The following is a 16,685-nucleotide window of genomic DNA, read 5'->3' as shown; positions in this document are numbered from 1 at the left end:
GTTTTAACGTCTGTCGGACTGCTAATCCGGTCGTTGATTTGGCAACGACCGACGCAGCCTAGGCAGCGTTTCCCAAGGACGCAACCACCAAGCGGGGGGCGGCAGTATGCTTGGGAAATTGCCTACAAAGAAGTCGGATGGGGGTGAAGTTTTTCGGCTAAATGCAACAGGTTATGAAGCCTGACACAGAACCGCATCAGGGCTGATAGGTGCTCGCCTTGATAAGTGCAGCGCCCTTGAGCGCTGCAAAGCTCAAGACATGCACCTGGCAGCCCTGATGCGGTTTACCGTCAGTCGGCGCGTTCCAGCTCGAATGCAAGGTCATTCAACAACGCCGGCGCCAGAATCACATCATCGTGCTTCTGCCCTTCCAGCGTGGCCGAGCGCAACGTCTCCAGCTCGCAGCCCGCCCTCAACACCTCTTCAGCCAGCTCCACCTGCTCCGCACTACGACTCGCCCCCGCCCACCAGCAATGCGGCTGCACCTTCAGCGGCTTGAGCCGGAACGCCTGCCCCAACGCCATATTGGCGCTGAGCAACTGATAGCCACTGGCAATCTCTGCCTGAACCCCGATATCCCGGTGAATCGCCCGCAGCGCTTCGATATCGGTGCCACTGCACTCGGCCACCTGGACCATCACCCAGTCCGCCGCGTCCTTGGGATCGGCAAAGCGCGCGGTCGCCTGTTCGATCAGACCCATCACCACCGCCTCGCCAATCCCGGGGGCGAAGGCCAGCAGGCTCTTCACCAGGCCATCCCACGGGCCGGCTTCGGGTTCTTCGTTTTCCAGCGCGTCATCCGCGGCCAGCAGTTGCTCGCCCTTGGGCAGGTAGGTATCCACCAGTCCGAGGAAGCCCACGGTCTCACCCGCCGCTTCCAGCGCATGTGCCACCTCGATCGCCAGGGCACCGCCGAGCGACCAGCCCAGCAGGTTGTACGGCCCGACCGGCCGCACCTTGCGGATCTGCTCGACGTAGTAGCCGACCATGTCGTCCCAGGAGGTTTCCTGCCAGCCCGGCACCACGTAGCTTTTGTTCACCACCCCGAGCACGCTGCGCTGCGGCCCCAGGTGCCCGGCCAGCGGGTAGTAGGCGTAGGTGCCGCCACCACCGGGCGGGAGGCAGAACAGCGGCGCTTTGGCGCTGCTGCTGATATTCATGGTGACCACCGGGTTCTTCACCCGGTTTTCGCCAACAGCAAGGAAATCGGAAAGGTCCTCGAAGGTGTCCAGCAACAGGAAGTCATGCAGGCTGAGTTGGGTGCAGAACGCCTCGCGCAGCCGGCTGACCAGGGTGATCACCAGCAACGAATGGCCACCGAGGGCGAAGAAATTGTCCTTCAGTCCAACCCGCTCGACCTTGAGCACCTCGGCCCAGATCCGCGCAAGTTCCCGTTCCCGCTCGTTGCGTGGCGCCTCATAACCAACCTGCGTCTGACTGCCATCAGGCGCGGGCAGCGCCTTGCGATCGAGCTTGCCATTCGGCGTCTGCGGCATTTTCTCCAGCCACACCAGATGCCCCGGAACCATGTACTCCGGCAGACCGGCCTTGAGATGGGCACGCAGTTCGACACGCAGCGCATCCGGATCCCCGGCACCCTCGACCGGTACCAGCCAGGCCGCCAGTTGCTTGATACCGGACACCTCGATATCGATCACCACGGCCTGGTGCACCGCCGGATGCTCCAGCAACCGCGCCTCGATCTCGCCCAACTCGATGCGGTAGCCACGGATCTTCACCTGGTGGTCGAGACGTCCGACGTACTCGATCACGCCGTCGGCGTGGTAGCGCGCCACGTCGCCGGTGCGGTACAGGCGGCCGCCCGTGGTCGAGAACGGATCCGGCACGAAACGCTGTGCGGTCAGCGATGGACGCTGATGGTAACCACGGGCCAGGCCATCGCCGCCAATCAGCAACTCGCCCCGTGCACCGACCGGCAGCACGTCCAGATCATCGCTGACGATATGCAGCGTGGTATTGGCCAGCGGCTTGCCCAGCCAGACATCGTCGCTTTGGGTCAGGTAGTGACGCGCCGACCAGATGGTGGTCTCGGTCGGACCGTAGACGTTCCACACATGGCCGGCCTGGTCGATCAGGCGCTGAGCCAGTTCCGCACTCAAGGCTTCACCACCACACAGCACCGTCTTGCCAGCGAGGGCACCTGCCGGCGCCGCGTCGAGGATCATCCGCCAACTGGAAGGCGTGGCCTGGATCACGCTGACCTGCTGCTCGGCGATCACCTGCAACAGCGCCTGCGGATCCTTGTTCTGGTGCGGCTTGAGCAGCACCACCGACGCCCCGCGAATCAGCGGCAGGTACAGTTCCAGACCGGCGATATCGAAGGACAGCGACGTCAGCGAAAGCACCCGGTCATCCGCGCCCAGCCCCGGCTGGTCGGCCATGCTGAACAGGAAGTTGACCAGGGACTGGTGCTGGAGGGTCACGCCCTTCGGCAGACCGGTGGAGCCGGAGGTGTAGATCACATAGGCGAGGTTTTCCGGCGCAGCCGAGGCTGGCAGGTTGTCCTGGCTGTAGCCGTCCAGCCAGTCGCCTTCCTGGTCCAGGCACAGCGTTTCAACGCACGCAGGGATGCTCAGTTGGTCGAGCAGCGAAGACTGGCTGAGCAACAGTTTCAAACCGCTGTCTTCCATCATGTAGGCCAGACGATCCCGCGGGAAATCCGGGTCCAGCGGCACATAGGCGCCACCGGCTTTCAGGATCGCCAGCAGACCGACGACCATCTCCACACCGCGTTCCAGCGCCACGCCCACCAGCACATCCGGGCCGACGCCCAACTCGCGCAGCTTGTGCGCCAGCCGGTTGGCCCGGGTATTCAGCTCGGCGTAGTCGACAGCGGTTTCAGGCGAAATCAGCGCGACGGCCTCCGGGGTCGCCAACACCTGCGCCTCGAACAGCGCCGGCAGGCACCGCTCGCGGGGGTAGGCGGCCTGGCTCTGGTTCCAGCCCATCAGGATCTGCCGACGCTCATCCGCATCCAGCAACGGCAGGTCAGCGATACGCTGCTGGGCGTTGGCGCAGATCCCTTGCAGCAGGTTGCGCCAGTGCCCGGCCAGGCGCTCGATGGTCGCCGCGTCGAACAGGGCCGTGGCATAGGTGATCGCCGCGCCCAGGCCGGCGTCATGCTCCAGGGTTTCCAGGGTCAGGTCGAACGGCGCGGCGTGCTCGCGCACCGGCAGTTTCTCGATCCGCAGGTCCAGCAGCGACGGGCCATGACCCTGGCCGCGGGTCTGGTGGTTGAACATCACCTGAAACAGCGGGCTGCGCCCCGGATCACGCTCTGGCTGCAAGGCCTGCACCAGTTGCTCGAAGGGCAGGTCCTGATGGGCCTGGGCCTGCAGCGCGGTCTGTTTGACCTGTTGCAGCAGCGCGGCGAAGGTGGTGTCCGCGGCGAATTCGGCCTTGAGCACCTGGGTGTTGACGAACAGGCCTATCAGCCCCTCGGTCTCGGCCCGGGTGCGGTTGGCGATGGGCACGCCGACACGGATATCCGCCTGGCCGCTGTGGCGCTGCAGCAGGGTCTGGAACGACGCCAGCAGGAGCATGAACAGGGTCACGCCCTGCGCGCGTGCCAGTGCCTTGAGGTCCTGCGCCAGGGCTGGCGGCAGTTCGATGTCCAGGCGCGCGCCAGCATGGCTCTGCAACAGCGGTCGTGGCCGGTCGGTGGGCAGTTCCAGCACCGGCTGCTCACCCCCCAGTTGCGCCGCCCAGTAGTTCAGTTGGCGCTCCTGTTCGCCCGCCTCCATCCAGTTGCGCTGCCAGATGGCGTAGTCGGCGTACTGGATCGGCAGGGCCGGCAGGTGCGCGGCCTGGCCACGGCAATGGCCGTCGTAGAGGCGGACCAGTTCGTCGATCATGATCGGCATCGACCAGCCATCGGACACACTGTGGTGCTGCACCACCACCAGCACATGCTCCTCTGCCGCCAGGCGCAGCAGGCGCACGCGCAACAGCGGACCGGCCTCCAGGTCGAACGGCGCGCGCAGCTCGGCGGCGACCCGCGCGTCCAGGTGCGAGCGGTCGTCCAGCGGCTCCACGGCCAGGTTGAACGGCGCTGGCGGATGCACCACCTGCACCGCCTGCTCGCCGCTCTGGCGGAAGGTGGTGCGCAGGGTTTCATGGCGGGCCACCAGCGCGCCGAACGCCGCTTGCAGGGCAGCGACATCGAGCCTGCCGGTCAGGCGCAGCGCCACCGGGATGTTGTAGGCGCTGCTGGTCGGTTCCAGTTGCCAGAGGAACCACAGGCGTTGCTGGGCATAGGATAGCGCCGCGCTAGCCTCGATCTCGCGCTGGAAGATCGGGGTAACCCCGTACAGATTCACCCCCTGTCGCTTGAGCAGGACGGCCAACGCCTTGCGTTCCCGGGCAGACAGCGATTTTACGGAGTCAAGCAGCTCTTGCACGTTTGGGGTCTCCAGTCAGGCGAGCAGGTTGTCGATTTCCTCTGCACTAAGACGTTTGAGGGCCTCCAGCGATTTAGTCAGTTCGTCCTGGGCACTGTCTGCCTGACCCTGCTGGCGCTCGATGAGCGCGCACAGGTCGGCCAGGGTGCTCTTGTCGAACAGCTCGCGCAGCGGCACCTCGCAACGCAGTTGCTCGCGGACCCGCGCCACCACCTGCACGGCCAGCAGCGAATGACCGCCCAATGCGAAGAAATCGTCGTTCATCCCGACCCGCTCGACCTTCAGCACTTCGGCCCAGATCGCCGCCAACTGCATTTCCAGCTCGCTGCGCGGCGCCACCCAGGCCGCCTGGGCCTGCCCCGCTTCCGGCTGCGGCAGGGCCTTGCGGTCCAGCTTGCCATTCGGCGTCAGCGGCAGCTGGTCGAGGAACAGCCAGTGCGCCGGCACCATGAACGCCGGCAGGTCCTCGCCCAGGCGTGCCTTCAGGGTCTCCACCAGACGCTCGTCAGAAGCACCGACCAGGTACGCCAGCAACTGCGTGGCGTTGGCCTGCACCACCACGTCGCGCCCTTCGGCATGCCGGCGGATCACCGCTTCGATCTCGCCCAACTCGATGCGCAAGCCGCGGATCTTCACCTGATGGTCGATGCGGCCGAGGTAGTCGATCACCCCGTCGGCGCGGTAGCGCACCAGGTCACCCGTGCGGTACAGGCGTGCGCCGGGCGTGAACGGATCCGGCACGAAACGCTCGGCCGTCAGGTCGGCGCGGCCGTGGTAACCACGGGCCAGGGAATCGCCGCCGACATACAGCTCGCCGGCACTGCCCACCGGGCAGGGTTGCAGGTTCGCGTCGAGCACGTAGGTGCGCACATTGGCGATCGGTCGGCCGATGGCGGCGATGGTGCTGTCCACCGGGCCGTCGATCAGCAGGCTGCTGGTGTCGATGGTGGCTTCGGTCGGGCCGTACAGGTTGTACAGCTGGCCATTCCACTGCTCGCGCAACTGTTCCACCAGCGCCGAGCTCAGCGCCTCGCCACCGCACGCCAGGACGCGTAGCGAACCCAGTTGGCCGCTGCGGGCCTCCGGCAGCAGGGCCTGGAGTACCGACGGCGCCAGTTGCAGGACGCTGATGGCCTGCCGCTCCACCTCGTTCCACAACAAGGACAGGTCATCGCTGAGCGCCGGGCTGGCCAGCACCAGTTGCGCACCGTTGATCAGCGGCAACCAGAACTCCCAGACCGAGGCATCGAAGCTGAACGCGGTCTTCTGCAGCACGCGATCCCGTGGCACCAGCTTCAGTTCGTCCTGCATCCACAGCATGTGGTTGGCCAGGGCGCCGTGGCGGATCTCCACGCCTTTCGGCCGCCCGGTGGAGCCGGAGGTGTAGATCACGTAGGCGAGGTGGTCCGGGTCTACCGCGACCTGCACCGGCGCCACGTCGACGTGGTCCTTCCAGTCGATCGCCTGATCGAGGTCGAGAACCTGCACCTGGCTGGCCAGCGGCGGCACGCCACGGCCCAGCAGCAGCTTCAGGCCACTGTCACGCAGCATGTAGTCCAGGCGCTCGCGCGGGTACGCCGGGTCCAGCGGCACATAGGCACCACCGGCCTTGAGGATCGCCAGCAAGCCGACGACCATTTCCAGGCTGCGCTCCAGCGAGAGGCCCACCAGCACGTCCGGGCCCACGCCCAGGTCGACCAGACGCCGGGCCAGGCGGTTGGCCTGGCGGTCCAGCTCGGCATAGCTCAGCTTGCGCTCGCCGAGAATCACTGCGGTGGCATCCGGCGTCGCCCACACCTGGGCTTCGACCAGCTCATGCACAGGGGTCGCGTCGAAGGCCACCCGGGTGTCGTTCCAGCCGTGAAGCAGTTGCTGACGTTCGTCGTCCGCCAGCAGCACCAATTCCCCCAGTGGCGCCGCAGGGTCGGCGGCCAGGGCACGCAGCAAGCGGTCGAAATGCCCGGCCAGGCGAGCCATGCCGGCTTCACTGAAGCGCTGGCGGTCAAAGTTGAACCGTACCGCCAGGGTGTCGTTCGCCTGCACCACCAGGGTCAGCGGGTAGTGGGTCTGTTCCCGGTTGATCACGCTGCCGAAGGCCAGTTCTTCCGGTGCGGCCTGTTGCAGCACCTCCGACACCGGGTAGTTCTCGAATACCAGGATCGAGTCGAACAGTGCTTCACCGCCCTGCCCGGCCCAGCGCTGGATATCGTAGAGCGGCGTGTGCTCGTGCTCGCGCAGGGCCAGGTTGAGGTCCTGCAGCTGGCGCACGAACGTCGCCACCGAACACTCGGCCCGCGGACTGGCCAGCACCGGCAGGGTGTTGATGAACAGGCCGAGTTGTTCCTCGATCCCCGGCAGCTCCGCCGGACGCCCGGCGACAATGGCGCCGAAGGCAACACTGGCCTGGCCGGTATGGCGTTGCAGCAGCAACAGCCAGGCCGCCTGCACCAGGGTGTTGAGGGTCACGCGCTGCTCCCGGGCGAAGGCATTCAGGCGCCGGGTCTGTTGCGCGTCCAGGGCGTAGTGATGGTCGGCATGGCCACTGGCCCCGACCGCGTCCGCCAGTGTCACGGCCAGGCGGGTCGGTGCTTCCAGCGCGGCCAGTTGGTCGCGCCAGAACTCTTCACTGGCCGCGGCGTCCTGGTGTTGCAGCCACTCGATGTAGTCGCGGTAACGCGCGCCGCTCTGCTGCGGTGGCTGCCCGTGGTAGCGCTGCAGCACCTCGCCCAGCAGCCGCGAACTGCTCCAGCCATCCATCAGGATATGGTGGCTGGTGTACACCAGGTGATGTCGGGCATCACCGGTGCGCAGCAAGGTCAGGCGCAGCAGCGGGTCCTGCTCCAGGTCGAAGCCGCGCTGGCGGTCGGCCCCGGCCCAGGCCTCGAGTGCCGTCGGCGAGTGATCGCGCAAGCGCCAGTCCTCTTCACGCAGGGCCACCTCGACATGACGACGGATCACTTGCAGCGGCCGCTCGAGGTCGCTGACGAAGTTGGCGCGCAGCACGTCGTGCTGGTCGATCACCGCCTGCCAGGCCGCCTTGAAGCGGGCCACGTCGAGCCCGTCGACATCCACGCGCATCTGGTTGATGTAGTTGCCCGCCGCCTGTTCGTACAGGCTGTGGAACAGCATGCCCTGCTGCATCGGCGACAGCGGGTAGATATCGGCCAGGGTCGCTGCCGGTACCGGCAGGCGGTCGATGCCGGCCTGGTCCAGAGCCGCCAGGGGGAAGTCCGACGGCGTGGCTGCCGCGACGCCATCCGCCAGGCAATGGCCGATCAACCGGCGCAGCTCGGCCTGGTACCCCTCGGCCAGGTCCTGCAGCTCGTCACGGCTGAAAACTGCCGTGCTGAAACGCCAGGTCAGTTCCAGTTGGCCGGCGTACACCTGGCCGCTGAGGCTGATCGGACTGTCCAGCGGCGCGTCCGCGCCCTGCATGTCGCCACGGCTTTCGCCGGACGGCAGGAACAGCGCATCCTCGCTGGCGAAGCTGCCATCGAACTGGCCGAGGTAGTTGAACACGATGTTGCCCTTGGCCAGCCGCTCCAGCGCTTGGCGTGCGTCATCACTGCCCAGGTAGCGCAGCACGCCGTAGCCGATGCCCTTGTCGGGGATCGCCCGCAACTGCTCCTTGATGGTCTTGATCGACTCGGCGAGCCCGGGCTGCGGGCTCAGCTTCACCGGGTAGACACTGGTGAACCAGCCCACGGTACGGGTCAGGTCGAGGTCGTCGAAGAGGTCTTCGCGGCCGTGCCCTTCGAGACGGATCAACGCCGAGGCTTGTCCGCTCCAGCGGCAGATCACCCGCGCCAGGGCGGTCAGCAGCAGGTCGTTGATCTGCGTGCGGTAGGCCGCCGGGGCGTCCTGCAGCAATTGCCGGGTCAGTTCCGGGTCGAGGCGGGTATGCACGCTGGCGACATCACGGTTGCTCAGGGCAACGTCGAGCTGGCGCCCCGGCAAGGCATCGCTGGCATCGGCCAACTGCCCTTGCCACCAGGCCAGTTCCCGCTGCATGGCCGGGCTGGCGGCGTAGGCCACCAGGTGCTCGGCCCAGTCCTTGTAGGCGCTGGTCTTGGCGGGCAGGACCAGGGGCTGGCCAGCGTCCTGGGCGCGGTAGGCGCTTTGCAGGTCGTCCAGCAGGATCCGCCACGACACCCCGTCCACCACCAGGTGATGGATCACCAGCAGCAGCCGTTGCGAACCGTCAGGCAGTTGCGCCAGCACGGCGCGCAACAGTTGGCCCTGTTCCAGGTCGAGGCTGCGCTGGGCTGCCTGGGCCAGGGTCTCCAGCTCGTCGGCATGGTTCAGTTGGCGCTGCCAGAGCAGCGCGGCATCCTCGCCCTGGCCATGTACTGCGTGCCAAAGGTCCTGCTCGCGGGTGAAGGTCAGGCGCAAGGCATCATGCTGCGCCAGCAGCGCACGCAGGGCCTGCGTCAGCGGCTCGGCGTGCAGGACGCGGGATGGCTTGAGCATCACCGCCTGATTCCAGTGATGGCGCTGGGGGATGACGCTGTCGAAGAACGCCTGCTGGATCGGCGTCAGCGGCGCCTCACCCTGTACCGGCGCCTGCTCGATGACGCTCGCCTCGGCACGCCGCGTCACCACCGCCAGGCTCTGTACGGTCTGGCGCTGGAACAGGTCCTTGGGCGTGAAGAAGAGTCCGGCATGACGGGCGCGGCTGACCACCTGGATAGAGATGATCGAGTCGCCACCCAGTTCGAAGAAGTTGTCGTGCAAGCCGACCCGCTCGACCTTGAGCACTTCGGCCCAGATCGCCGCCAACTGCATTTCCAGCTCGCTGCGCGGCGCCACCCAGGCCGCCTGGGCCTGCCCCGCTTCCGGCTGCGGCAGGGCCTTGCGGTCCAGCTTGCCATTCGGCGTCAGCGGCAACTGGTCGAGGAACAGCCAGTGCGCCGGCACCATGAACGCCGGCAGGTCCTCGCCCAGGCGTGCCTTCAGGGTCTCCACCAGACGCTCGTCAGAAGCACCGACCAGGTACGCCAGCAACTGCGTGGCGTTGGCCAGCACCACCACGTCGCGCCCTTCGGCATGCCGGCGGATCACCGCTTCGATCTCGCCCAGCTCGATGCGCAAGCCGCGGATCTTCACCTGATGGTCGATGCGGCCGAGGTAGTCGATCACCCCGTCGGCGCGGTAGCGCACCAGGTCACCCGTGCGGTACAGCCGGGCGCCGGACGTGAACGGATCCGGCACGAAACGCTCGGCCGTCAGGTCGGCGCGGCCGTGGTAGCCACGGGCCAGGGAATCGCCGCCGACATACAGCTCGCCGGCACTGCCCACCGGGCAGGGTTGCAGGTTCGCGTCGAGCACGTAGGTGCGCACGTTGGCGATCGGTCGGCCGATGGCGGCGATGGTGCTGTCCACCGGGCCGTCGATCAGCAGGCTGCTGGTGTCGATGGTGGCTTCGGTCGGGCCGTACAGGTTGTACAGCTGGCCATTCCACTGCTCGCGCAACTGTTCCACCAGCGCCGCGCTCAGCGCCTCGCCACCGAAAGCCAGGGTGCGCAGCGAACCCAGCTGGCCGCTGCGGGCCTCCGGCAGCAGGGCCTGGAGTACCGACGGCGCCAGTTGCAGGACGCTGATGGCCTGCCGCTCCACCTCGTTCCACAACAAGGACAGGTCATCGCTGAGCGCCGGGCTGGCCAGCACCAGTTGCGCGCCGTTGATCAGCGGCAGCCAGAACTCCCAGACCGAGGCATCGAAGCTGAACGCGGTCTTCTGCAGCACGCGATCCCGTGGCACCAGCTTCAGTTCGTCCTGCATCCACAGCATGTGGTTGGCCAGGGCGCCATGGCGAATTTCCACGCCCTTCGGCCGGCCGGTGGAGCCGGAGGTGTAGATCACGTAGGCCAGGTGGTCGCCGTGCAGTTGCACCGATGGCGCCGTGGCCTCGGTACGGTCCTGCCAGTCGATCGTCGTGTCGAGATCGAGCCGGCGCACGTCGTCGCCCCACTGTAACGACGACTGGGTCAGCAACAGGCGGACACCGCTGTCACCCAGCATGTAGTCCAGGCGTTCACGCGGGTACGCCGGGTCCAGCGGCACATAGGCACCACCGGCCTTGAGGATCGCCAGCAAGCCGACGACCATTTCCAGGCTGCGCTCCAGCGAGAGGCCCACCAGCACGTCCGGCCCTACGCCCAGATCCACCAGACGGCGGGCCAGAAGATTGGCCTGGCGGTCCAGCTCGGCATAGCCCAACTGGCGCTCACCGAGAATCACCGCGACGGCGTCGGGCGTGGCCTGCACCTGGGCCTCGATCAGCGTCGGCAGCAAGGTCTCAGGGAAGCTCACGGCACTGGTATTGAAGCCATGCAGCAACTGCTCGCGCTCGCCCTGGGTCAGCAGCGACAGACTGCCCAGCGGTGCCTCGGCATCCTCGATCAGCGCCCGCAACAGTTGCTCCAGATGAACGGTGATGGCCGCTGCCTGCGCGGCGTCGCAGCACGTCCGGTCATGCCCCAGGCGCATCGACAGGCGCGTGCCGACATTGACCACCAGCGCCAGCGGATAGTGCGCCTGTTCCTGGTTGTTCAGCGCACCGAACACCAGTCCTTCCGGGGCGGCCTGCTCCAGCGCCTCGGACACCGGGTAGTTCTCGAACACCAGGATCGAGTCGAACAGCGCCTCGCCGCCATGGCCGGCCCAGCGCTGGATGTCGTTCAACGGCGTGTGCTCGTACTCGCGCAGGGCGACGTTGCCGGCCTGTACCTGCGCCAGCCACTGCCCGACGCGCTGCTCGGGACGCGGGCAGCCCACTACCGGCAGGGTGTTGATAAACAGGCCCAGTTGCTCCTCGATGCCCGCCAGCTCGGTCGGACGACCGGCCACGGTGGCGCCGAACACCACCGCAGACTGCCCGGTATAGCGTTGCAGCAGCAACAGCCAGGCGGCCTGGACCAGGGTGTTGAGGGTGACGCGCTGCTCCCGGGCGAACTCGCCCAGGCGCTGGGTCAGTTCGCCATCCAGACTGTGCCCGTGATCGCCGTAGCCTTCGCCGGCGCGGGGCGCGACCAGCGCCGTGGCAAGACGGGTCGGCACCTCCAGCGCGCGCAGTTGCTCGCGCCAGAAACCCTGCGCGGCGGCGCCGTCCTGAGCCTGCAGCCAGGCGATGTAATCGCGGTAACGCCCGGCCTGCCGGGGCACGGTCTGGCCGCTGTAGCGCTGCAGCACTTCGCCGAGCATGCGCGAGGTGCTCCAGCCATCCATGAGGATGTGGTGACAGGTGTAGATCAATTGATGACTGTGCGCGCCGGTGCGGGCCACCGCCAGGCGCAGCAACGGGCCCTGGTCGAGGGCGAAGCCGCGGGCCCGCTCCTCGGCAGCCCAGGCGTCGAGCCAGGCGTGCTGGTCGTGCGCCGCGCGGGCATCGCGCTCGACGAACGGCACCTCGACCTGGCGCAGGACGATCTGCACTGGCTGCTCCAGCGCCGTGACGAAGATACTGCGCAGCACCTCGTGCTGGTCCACCAGGCCTTGCCAGGCCGCGCGGAAACGGGCCACGTCGAGGCCGTCGACATCGATGCGCAACTGGTTGATGTAGTGCCCCGCCTCGGCCTCGTAGAGGCTGTGGAACAGCATGCCGCGCTGCATCGGCGACAGTGGATAGAGGTCCTGCACCTGGCCGGCGTTCACCGGCAGTCCGTCCAGCTCGGCCTGGGTCAGCGCCACCAGCGGGAAGTCCGACGGAGTGATCCCGGCGACGTTGGCGCCGGTGCAGTGCGCCACCAGCAGGCGCAACTCGGCGGCGTAGTCGTCCGCCAGACGCTGCACGGTGTCGCGCTCGAATACCGAGCTGCTGAAGCTCCAGCCCAGGTCCAGCTCGCCGCCGTAGACCTGGCCGTTGAGGCTGAGCAAGGCGGCCAGCGGCGCGGCGAAGTCCTGGCCGTCACCGGCACTCTCGCCGGACGGGGCGAACAGGGCGTTCTCGGCGGTAAAGCTGCCGTCGAACTGGCCCAGGTAGTTGAAGACGATATTGCCCTGGGCCAGCGCGCCCAGGGTGGCGCGGGCGGCATCGTTGCCGAGGTGGCGCAGCACGCCGTAGCCAATGCCCTTGTTGGGAATGGCGCGCAGCTGTTCCTTGATCGTCTTGATCGAGGCACCGAGGTCCGCCGCCGGGGTCAGGCGCACCGGGAACAGGTTGCTGAACCAGCCGACGGTGCGGCTCAGGTCGATATCGTCGAACAGGTCTTCGCGGCCATGGCCTTCCAGGCGCACCAGCGCATGAGGCTGCCCGGTCCAGCGGCAGATCACTCGGGCCAGGGCGCTGAGCAGCAGGTCGTTGATCTGCGTGCGGTAGGCCGCCGGGGCTTCCTGCAGCAGCTTGCGGGTGGTCTCGGCGTCCAGATGGGTGCTCACCGACACGGCGTGGCGGCGCTCCTGGCTGCCCTCGGGATGATCGCAAGGCAGCACATCGCTGGCGCCCTGCAATTGCTGCTGCCAGTAGTCCAGCTCCTGCTCCAGCACCGGGCTTAGCGCGTAGTCGTGCAGGTGGGTGGCCCAGGCCTTGAGCGAGCTGGTCTTGCCAGGCAACTCGATAGCCTTGCCGGCCATCAGCGCGGCGCAGGCCTGTTGCAGGTCTTCCAGCAGCACGCGCCAGGACACGCCGTCCACCACCAGGTGATGGACCACCAGCAGCAGGCGCTGCTCGCCGCCGGCCAGGTTGACCAGCACGGCGCGCAGCAGCGGGCCGTCCTTGAGGTCGAGGCTGCGTTGGGCTTCATTGGCCAGTTCGCGCAGAGCGGCAACATCATCCAGCTCGCGGACCCAGAGCACGCCGGCACTGTTGGCCGGGGCGAAGCTGGCCTGCCAGCCGGCGGCCTGTTCCTGGAAACTCAAGCGCAGGGCGTCGTGCTGCTCGAGCAACGCGTGCAGGGCGACCTGCAGGTGCACCGGGTCGAGGACCACAGTGGGCTTGAGCATCACCGCCTGGTTCCAGTGTTGGCGCTCGGGGATGGCGGTGTCGAAGAAGCGCGCCTGGATTGGCAACAGCGGCAGGCGCCCGCTGATCTGCACCGGCGCCGGGGCGGCGGCTTTCTTCTCGATCAGCTTGGCGACGCTGGCAAGCTGGCCGATGGTCTGTTTCTCGAACAGCTGCTTGGGGCTCAGCTTGATGCCCTGGCGCTTGGCCCGGGCGATGATCTGCAAGCTGAGGATGGAGTCGCCGCCCAGTTCGAAGAAGTTGTCGGTGCTGCCGACCTGGTCCAGCTTGAGCACGTCGGCCCAGATCGCGGCGAGCTTTTCCTCGATCTCGCCGGATGGCGCCACGTAGCGCTGCTTGACCGCGCCCGGCTTGGGCAGGGCGCGCTTGTCCAGCTTGCCGTTGGCGGTCAGCGGCAGGCGCTCCATCAAGAGGATCTGCGCCGGTACCAGGTACTCCGGCAGGGTCACGGCCAGTTGCTGGCGCAGGGCTTCGCCGTCCAGGCTCACGCCGCTGGCGGCAACGCAGTAGCCGACCAGTTGCAGGCGCGTTTCGTCGTTGTCTTGCGGCAGCGCGAGAACCACTGCTTCGGCGACCCCGGCGAGGCCTTGCAGCAGGTGCCCGACTTCGCCTGGCTCGACCCGGTAGCCGCGGATCTTCACCTGGTCGTCGGCGCGGCCGAGGTATTCCAGCAACCCGTCCACCACCCGCGCGCGGTCACCGGCGCGGTAGCGGCGCTGGCCGTTTTCCGCCGGAACGAAGCGTTCGGCGGTCAGCGCAGGCTGCCCCAGATACCCCTGGGCCAGGCCTTGCCCGCCCAGATACAGCTCGCCCGCCACGCGGTCCGCCACCGGATTGAGCCAGGCGTCCAGCACCTGCGCGGTGCCATTGGCCAGCGGCTGGCCCACCGGCACGCTGCGGCAGGCGTCGAGGCGCTCGCCGACTTCGTGGGTGAGAATGCCGACCGTGGTTTCCGTCGGGCCGTAGTGGTTGAGGACCCGGCAGCCCGGCTTCAGGCTGCGGATCTGCTCTACCAGGCTCCAGCTGCTGGCCTCGCCACCGAGCACCAGCAGTTGCCGCGGCAGCACATCCGTCGCATTGGCCGCCTGCAACAGGCCTTGCAGATGGCTGGGGACGATCTTCAATACGTCAATCTGGTGCTCGGCCATATAGGCGGCGAAGCGGTCAGGGTCGAAGGCGTGTTCATGGGACAGCAAATGCAGCGCCCGACCCGAGGCCAGGGCGCCAAAGAGCATGGTGTGGCCGAGGTCCGCGGCGATGGTGGAGACCATGGCCAGGCTGGCGTCGGTGCTCAGCTCCAGGCGCTCCAGCACCGCCTGCACGTAGTTGGCCAGGGCGCCATGGCTGATCACCACGCCCTTGGGCTGGCCGGTGGAGCCGGAGGTGTAGATCAGGTAGGCCGGTTGTTCGGCGTGGATGTGCACGGCGGGCGCGTGCGTGTCGCAGGCGGCCCACAGCTGCGGGTTCCAGCTGAGCGAAGGGCAGCCCAGATCGAAATCACCGGCGTGGATCAGCAGCACTGTACCGCTGTCGCGTACCAACTGGCGCAGGCGTTCGGCAGGCTGGCGGGTATCCAGCGGCAGGTACACGGCGCCCAGCTTGAGCACCGCCAGCAAGCTGACGACCCACTCGATACCGCGTTCCTGGCACAGCGCAACGGTCTGCCCGGCAACGACGCCCTGCCCTTGCAGGTAATGGGCGAGCTGGTTGGACTGTGCTTCCAGCTCATCGTAATCAAGGGTCTGCTCGCCAGCCCGCAGGGCCAGCTTGCCGCGACCGGCCTGCAAGCCTTGTTGCCACAGGGTGATGAAGTTGCCACCGGCGAGCGCCGGGGCCTCTGGCGCGGCCAGTTGCGGGGCCTGCTCGGGGAAGGCCAGCACGGCTTCGGCGCTATGCGCCACAAGGTTTTCCAGCACGCGACGCAGCGACCCGGCGATACGCTCGATGGTCGCCACCTCGAACAGGTCGGTGGCATAGGTGAAATAACCACGCACGCCGCCCGGGCCGTCGACGAAGTCATAGGCCAGGTCGAAGCGCGCATCGGTGGAACCGGAGGCGTACTTCTCGACGCTCAGGCCCTCGACGCTGCCGCCCTCGCCGTCGTCTACGCCGGCCACCTGCTGGTTGATCTTGAACTGGAACAGCGGGTTGTGGCCCAGGTTACGCTCCGGCAACAGGGCGTCCACCAGGTGCTCGAAGGGCAGTTCCTGGTGCGACTGGGCACCGCTGACCACCTGTTTGACCTGTTCCAGCAGCGCGGCGAAGGTCTGCCGCTCGTCCACCTGAATACGCAGCACCTGGGTGTTGATGAAGAAGCCGATCAGCCCTTCCAGCTCGCTGCGGGTACGCCCGGCATTGGGCGCGCCGATGCGGATATCGGTCTGGCCGCTATAGCGCGACAGCACCACCGCCATGGCCGCCAGTACCAGCATGAACAGGGTCTGGCCATTGCCGCGGGCCAGTTGCTTGAGTTGCGCGGACAGATCTGCCGGCAGGTCGGCGCGCAGTACGGCGCCGCGATGGCTCGGTTGCAGCGGACGCTCATGATCCAGTGGCAGGCTCAGCACCGGGTGCTCTTCGCCCAACTGCTGCTTCCAGTAGTCCAGCTGACGCCCACCCTCCCCGGCTTCCAGCCAGGCGCGCTGCCAGATCGCGTAATCGGCGTACTGGATCGCCAGCGCCGGCAGTTGCGCCGGCTGGCCGCTGATCTCGCCCTGATAGAGCTGGACGAATTCGCGCACCAGCAACTGGCCGGACCAGCCATCGGAGACCACGTGATGCATGCACAGGGTCAGCACATGCTCGCTGGCACCAAGGCGGAACAGCCGGGCCCGCAGCAGGTTGCCGCCGAGCAGGTCGAACGGTGCCTGCAATTCGGCTTCCACCTGGGCCCGCAGCGCCTCTTCACCCGCGACCTCGGTCACCTCCAGAGCCACCGGCACCTGCTCGAGGATTTCCTGGTGGAATGCACCGTCCACCGAGACGAAGCGGGTGCGCAGGGTTTCATGGCGCTGCACCAGCGCCTGCAGGGCACGCCCCAGCGCGTCCTGGTCCAGCGCACCGTTCAGGCGTACCGCCATCGGCACGTTGTAGGCGCTGTCGTCCGGCGCCATCTGCCACAGGAACAGCATGCGCTGCTGGGCGTAGGACAGCGGGATGCGCGGCGTGTCGTGGCGGGTGACGGCGATCGGTAGCAGGCGGAAGCTCTGCCCGGTCTCGCGCATCTTGTCGAGAATCTGCCGGCGCTGCTCCAGGGGCAGGCCGACGAAACGTTTGGCAATGCGCTCTGCGGTAGTCTTGTCCAT

The 16,685-nt window shown here is 67.3% G+C and carries 1 protein-coding gene and 1 pseudogene; both read right to left on the bottom strand.

Features of this window, described 5'->3' with window-relative positions:
* Window positions 1-290 precede the first annotated feature (290 nt).
* Window positions 291-4,283 (bottom strand): annotated as a pseudogene (locus AC5QPF_RS09305) (amino acid adenylation domain-containing protein); the annotation flags it as partial.
* Window positions 4,284-4,436: 153 nt separating this feature from the next.
* On the bottom strand, window positions 4,437-16,685 hold the full coding sequence (locus AC5QPF_RS09300) for an amino acid adenylation domain-containing protein (RefSeq protein WP_494962936.1): 12,249 nt from the start codon (window positions 16,683-16,685) through the stop codon (window positions 4,437-4,439).

Source organism: Pseudomonas sp. Con_6 (assembly GCF_059379395.1).
The sequence above is the reverse complement of the archived record's forward strand: the minus strand, read 5'-3'. Positions and strand labels throughout refer to the sequence as shown.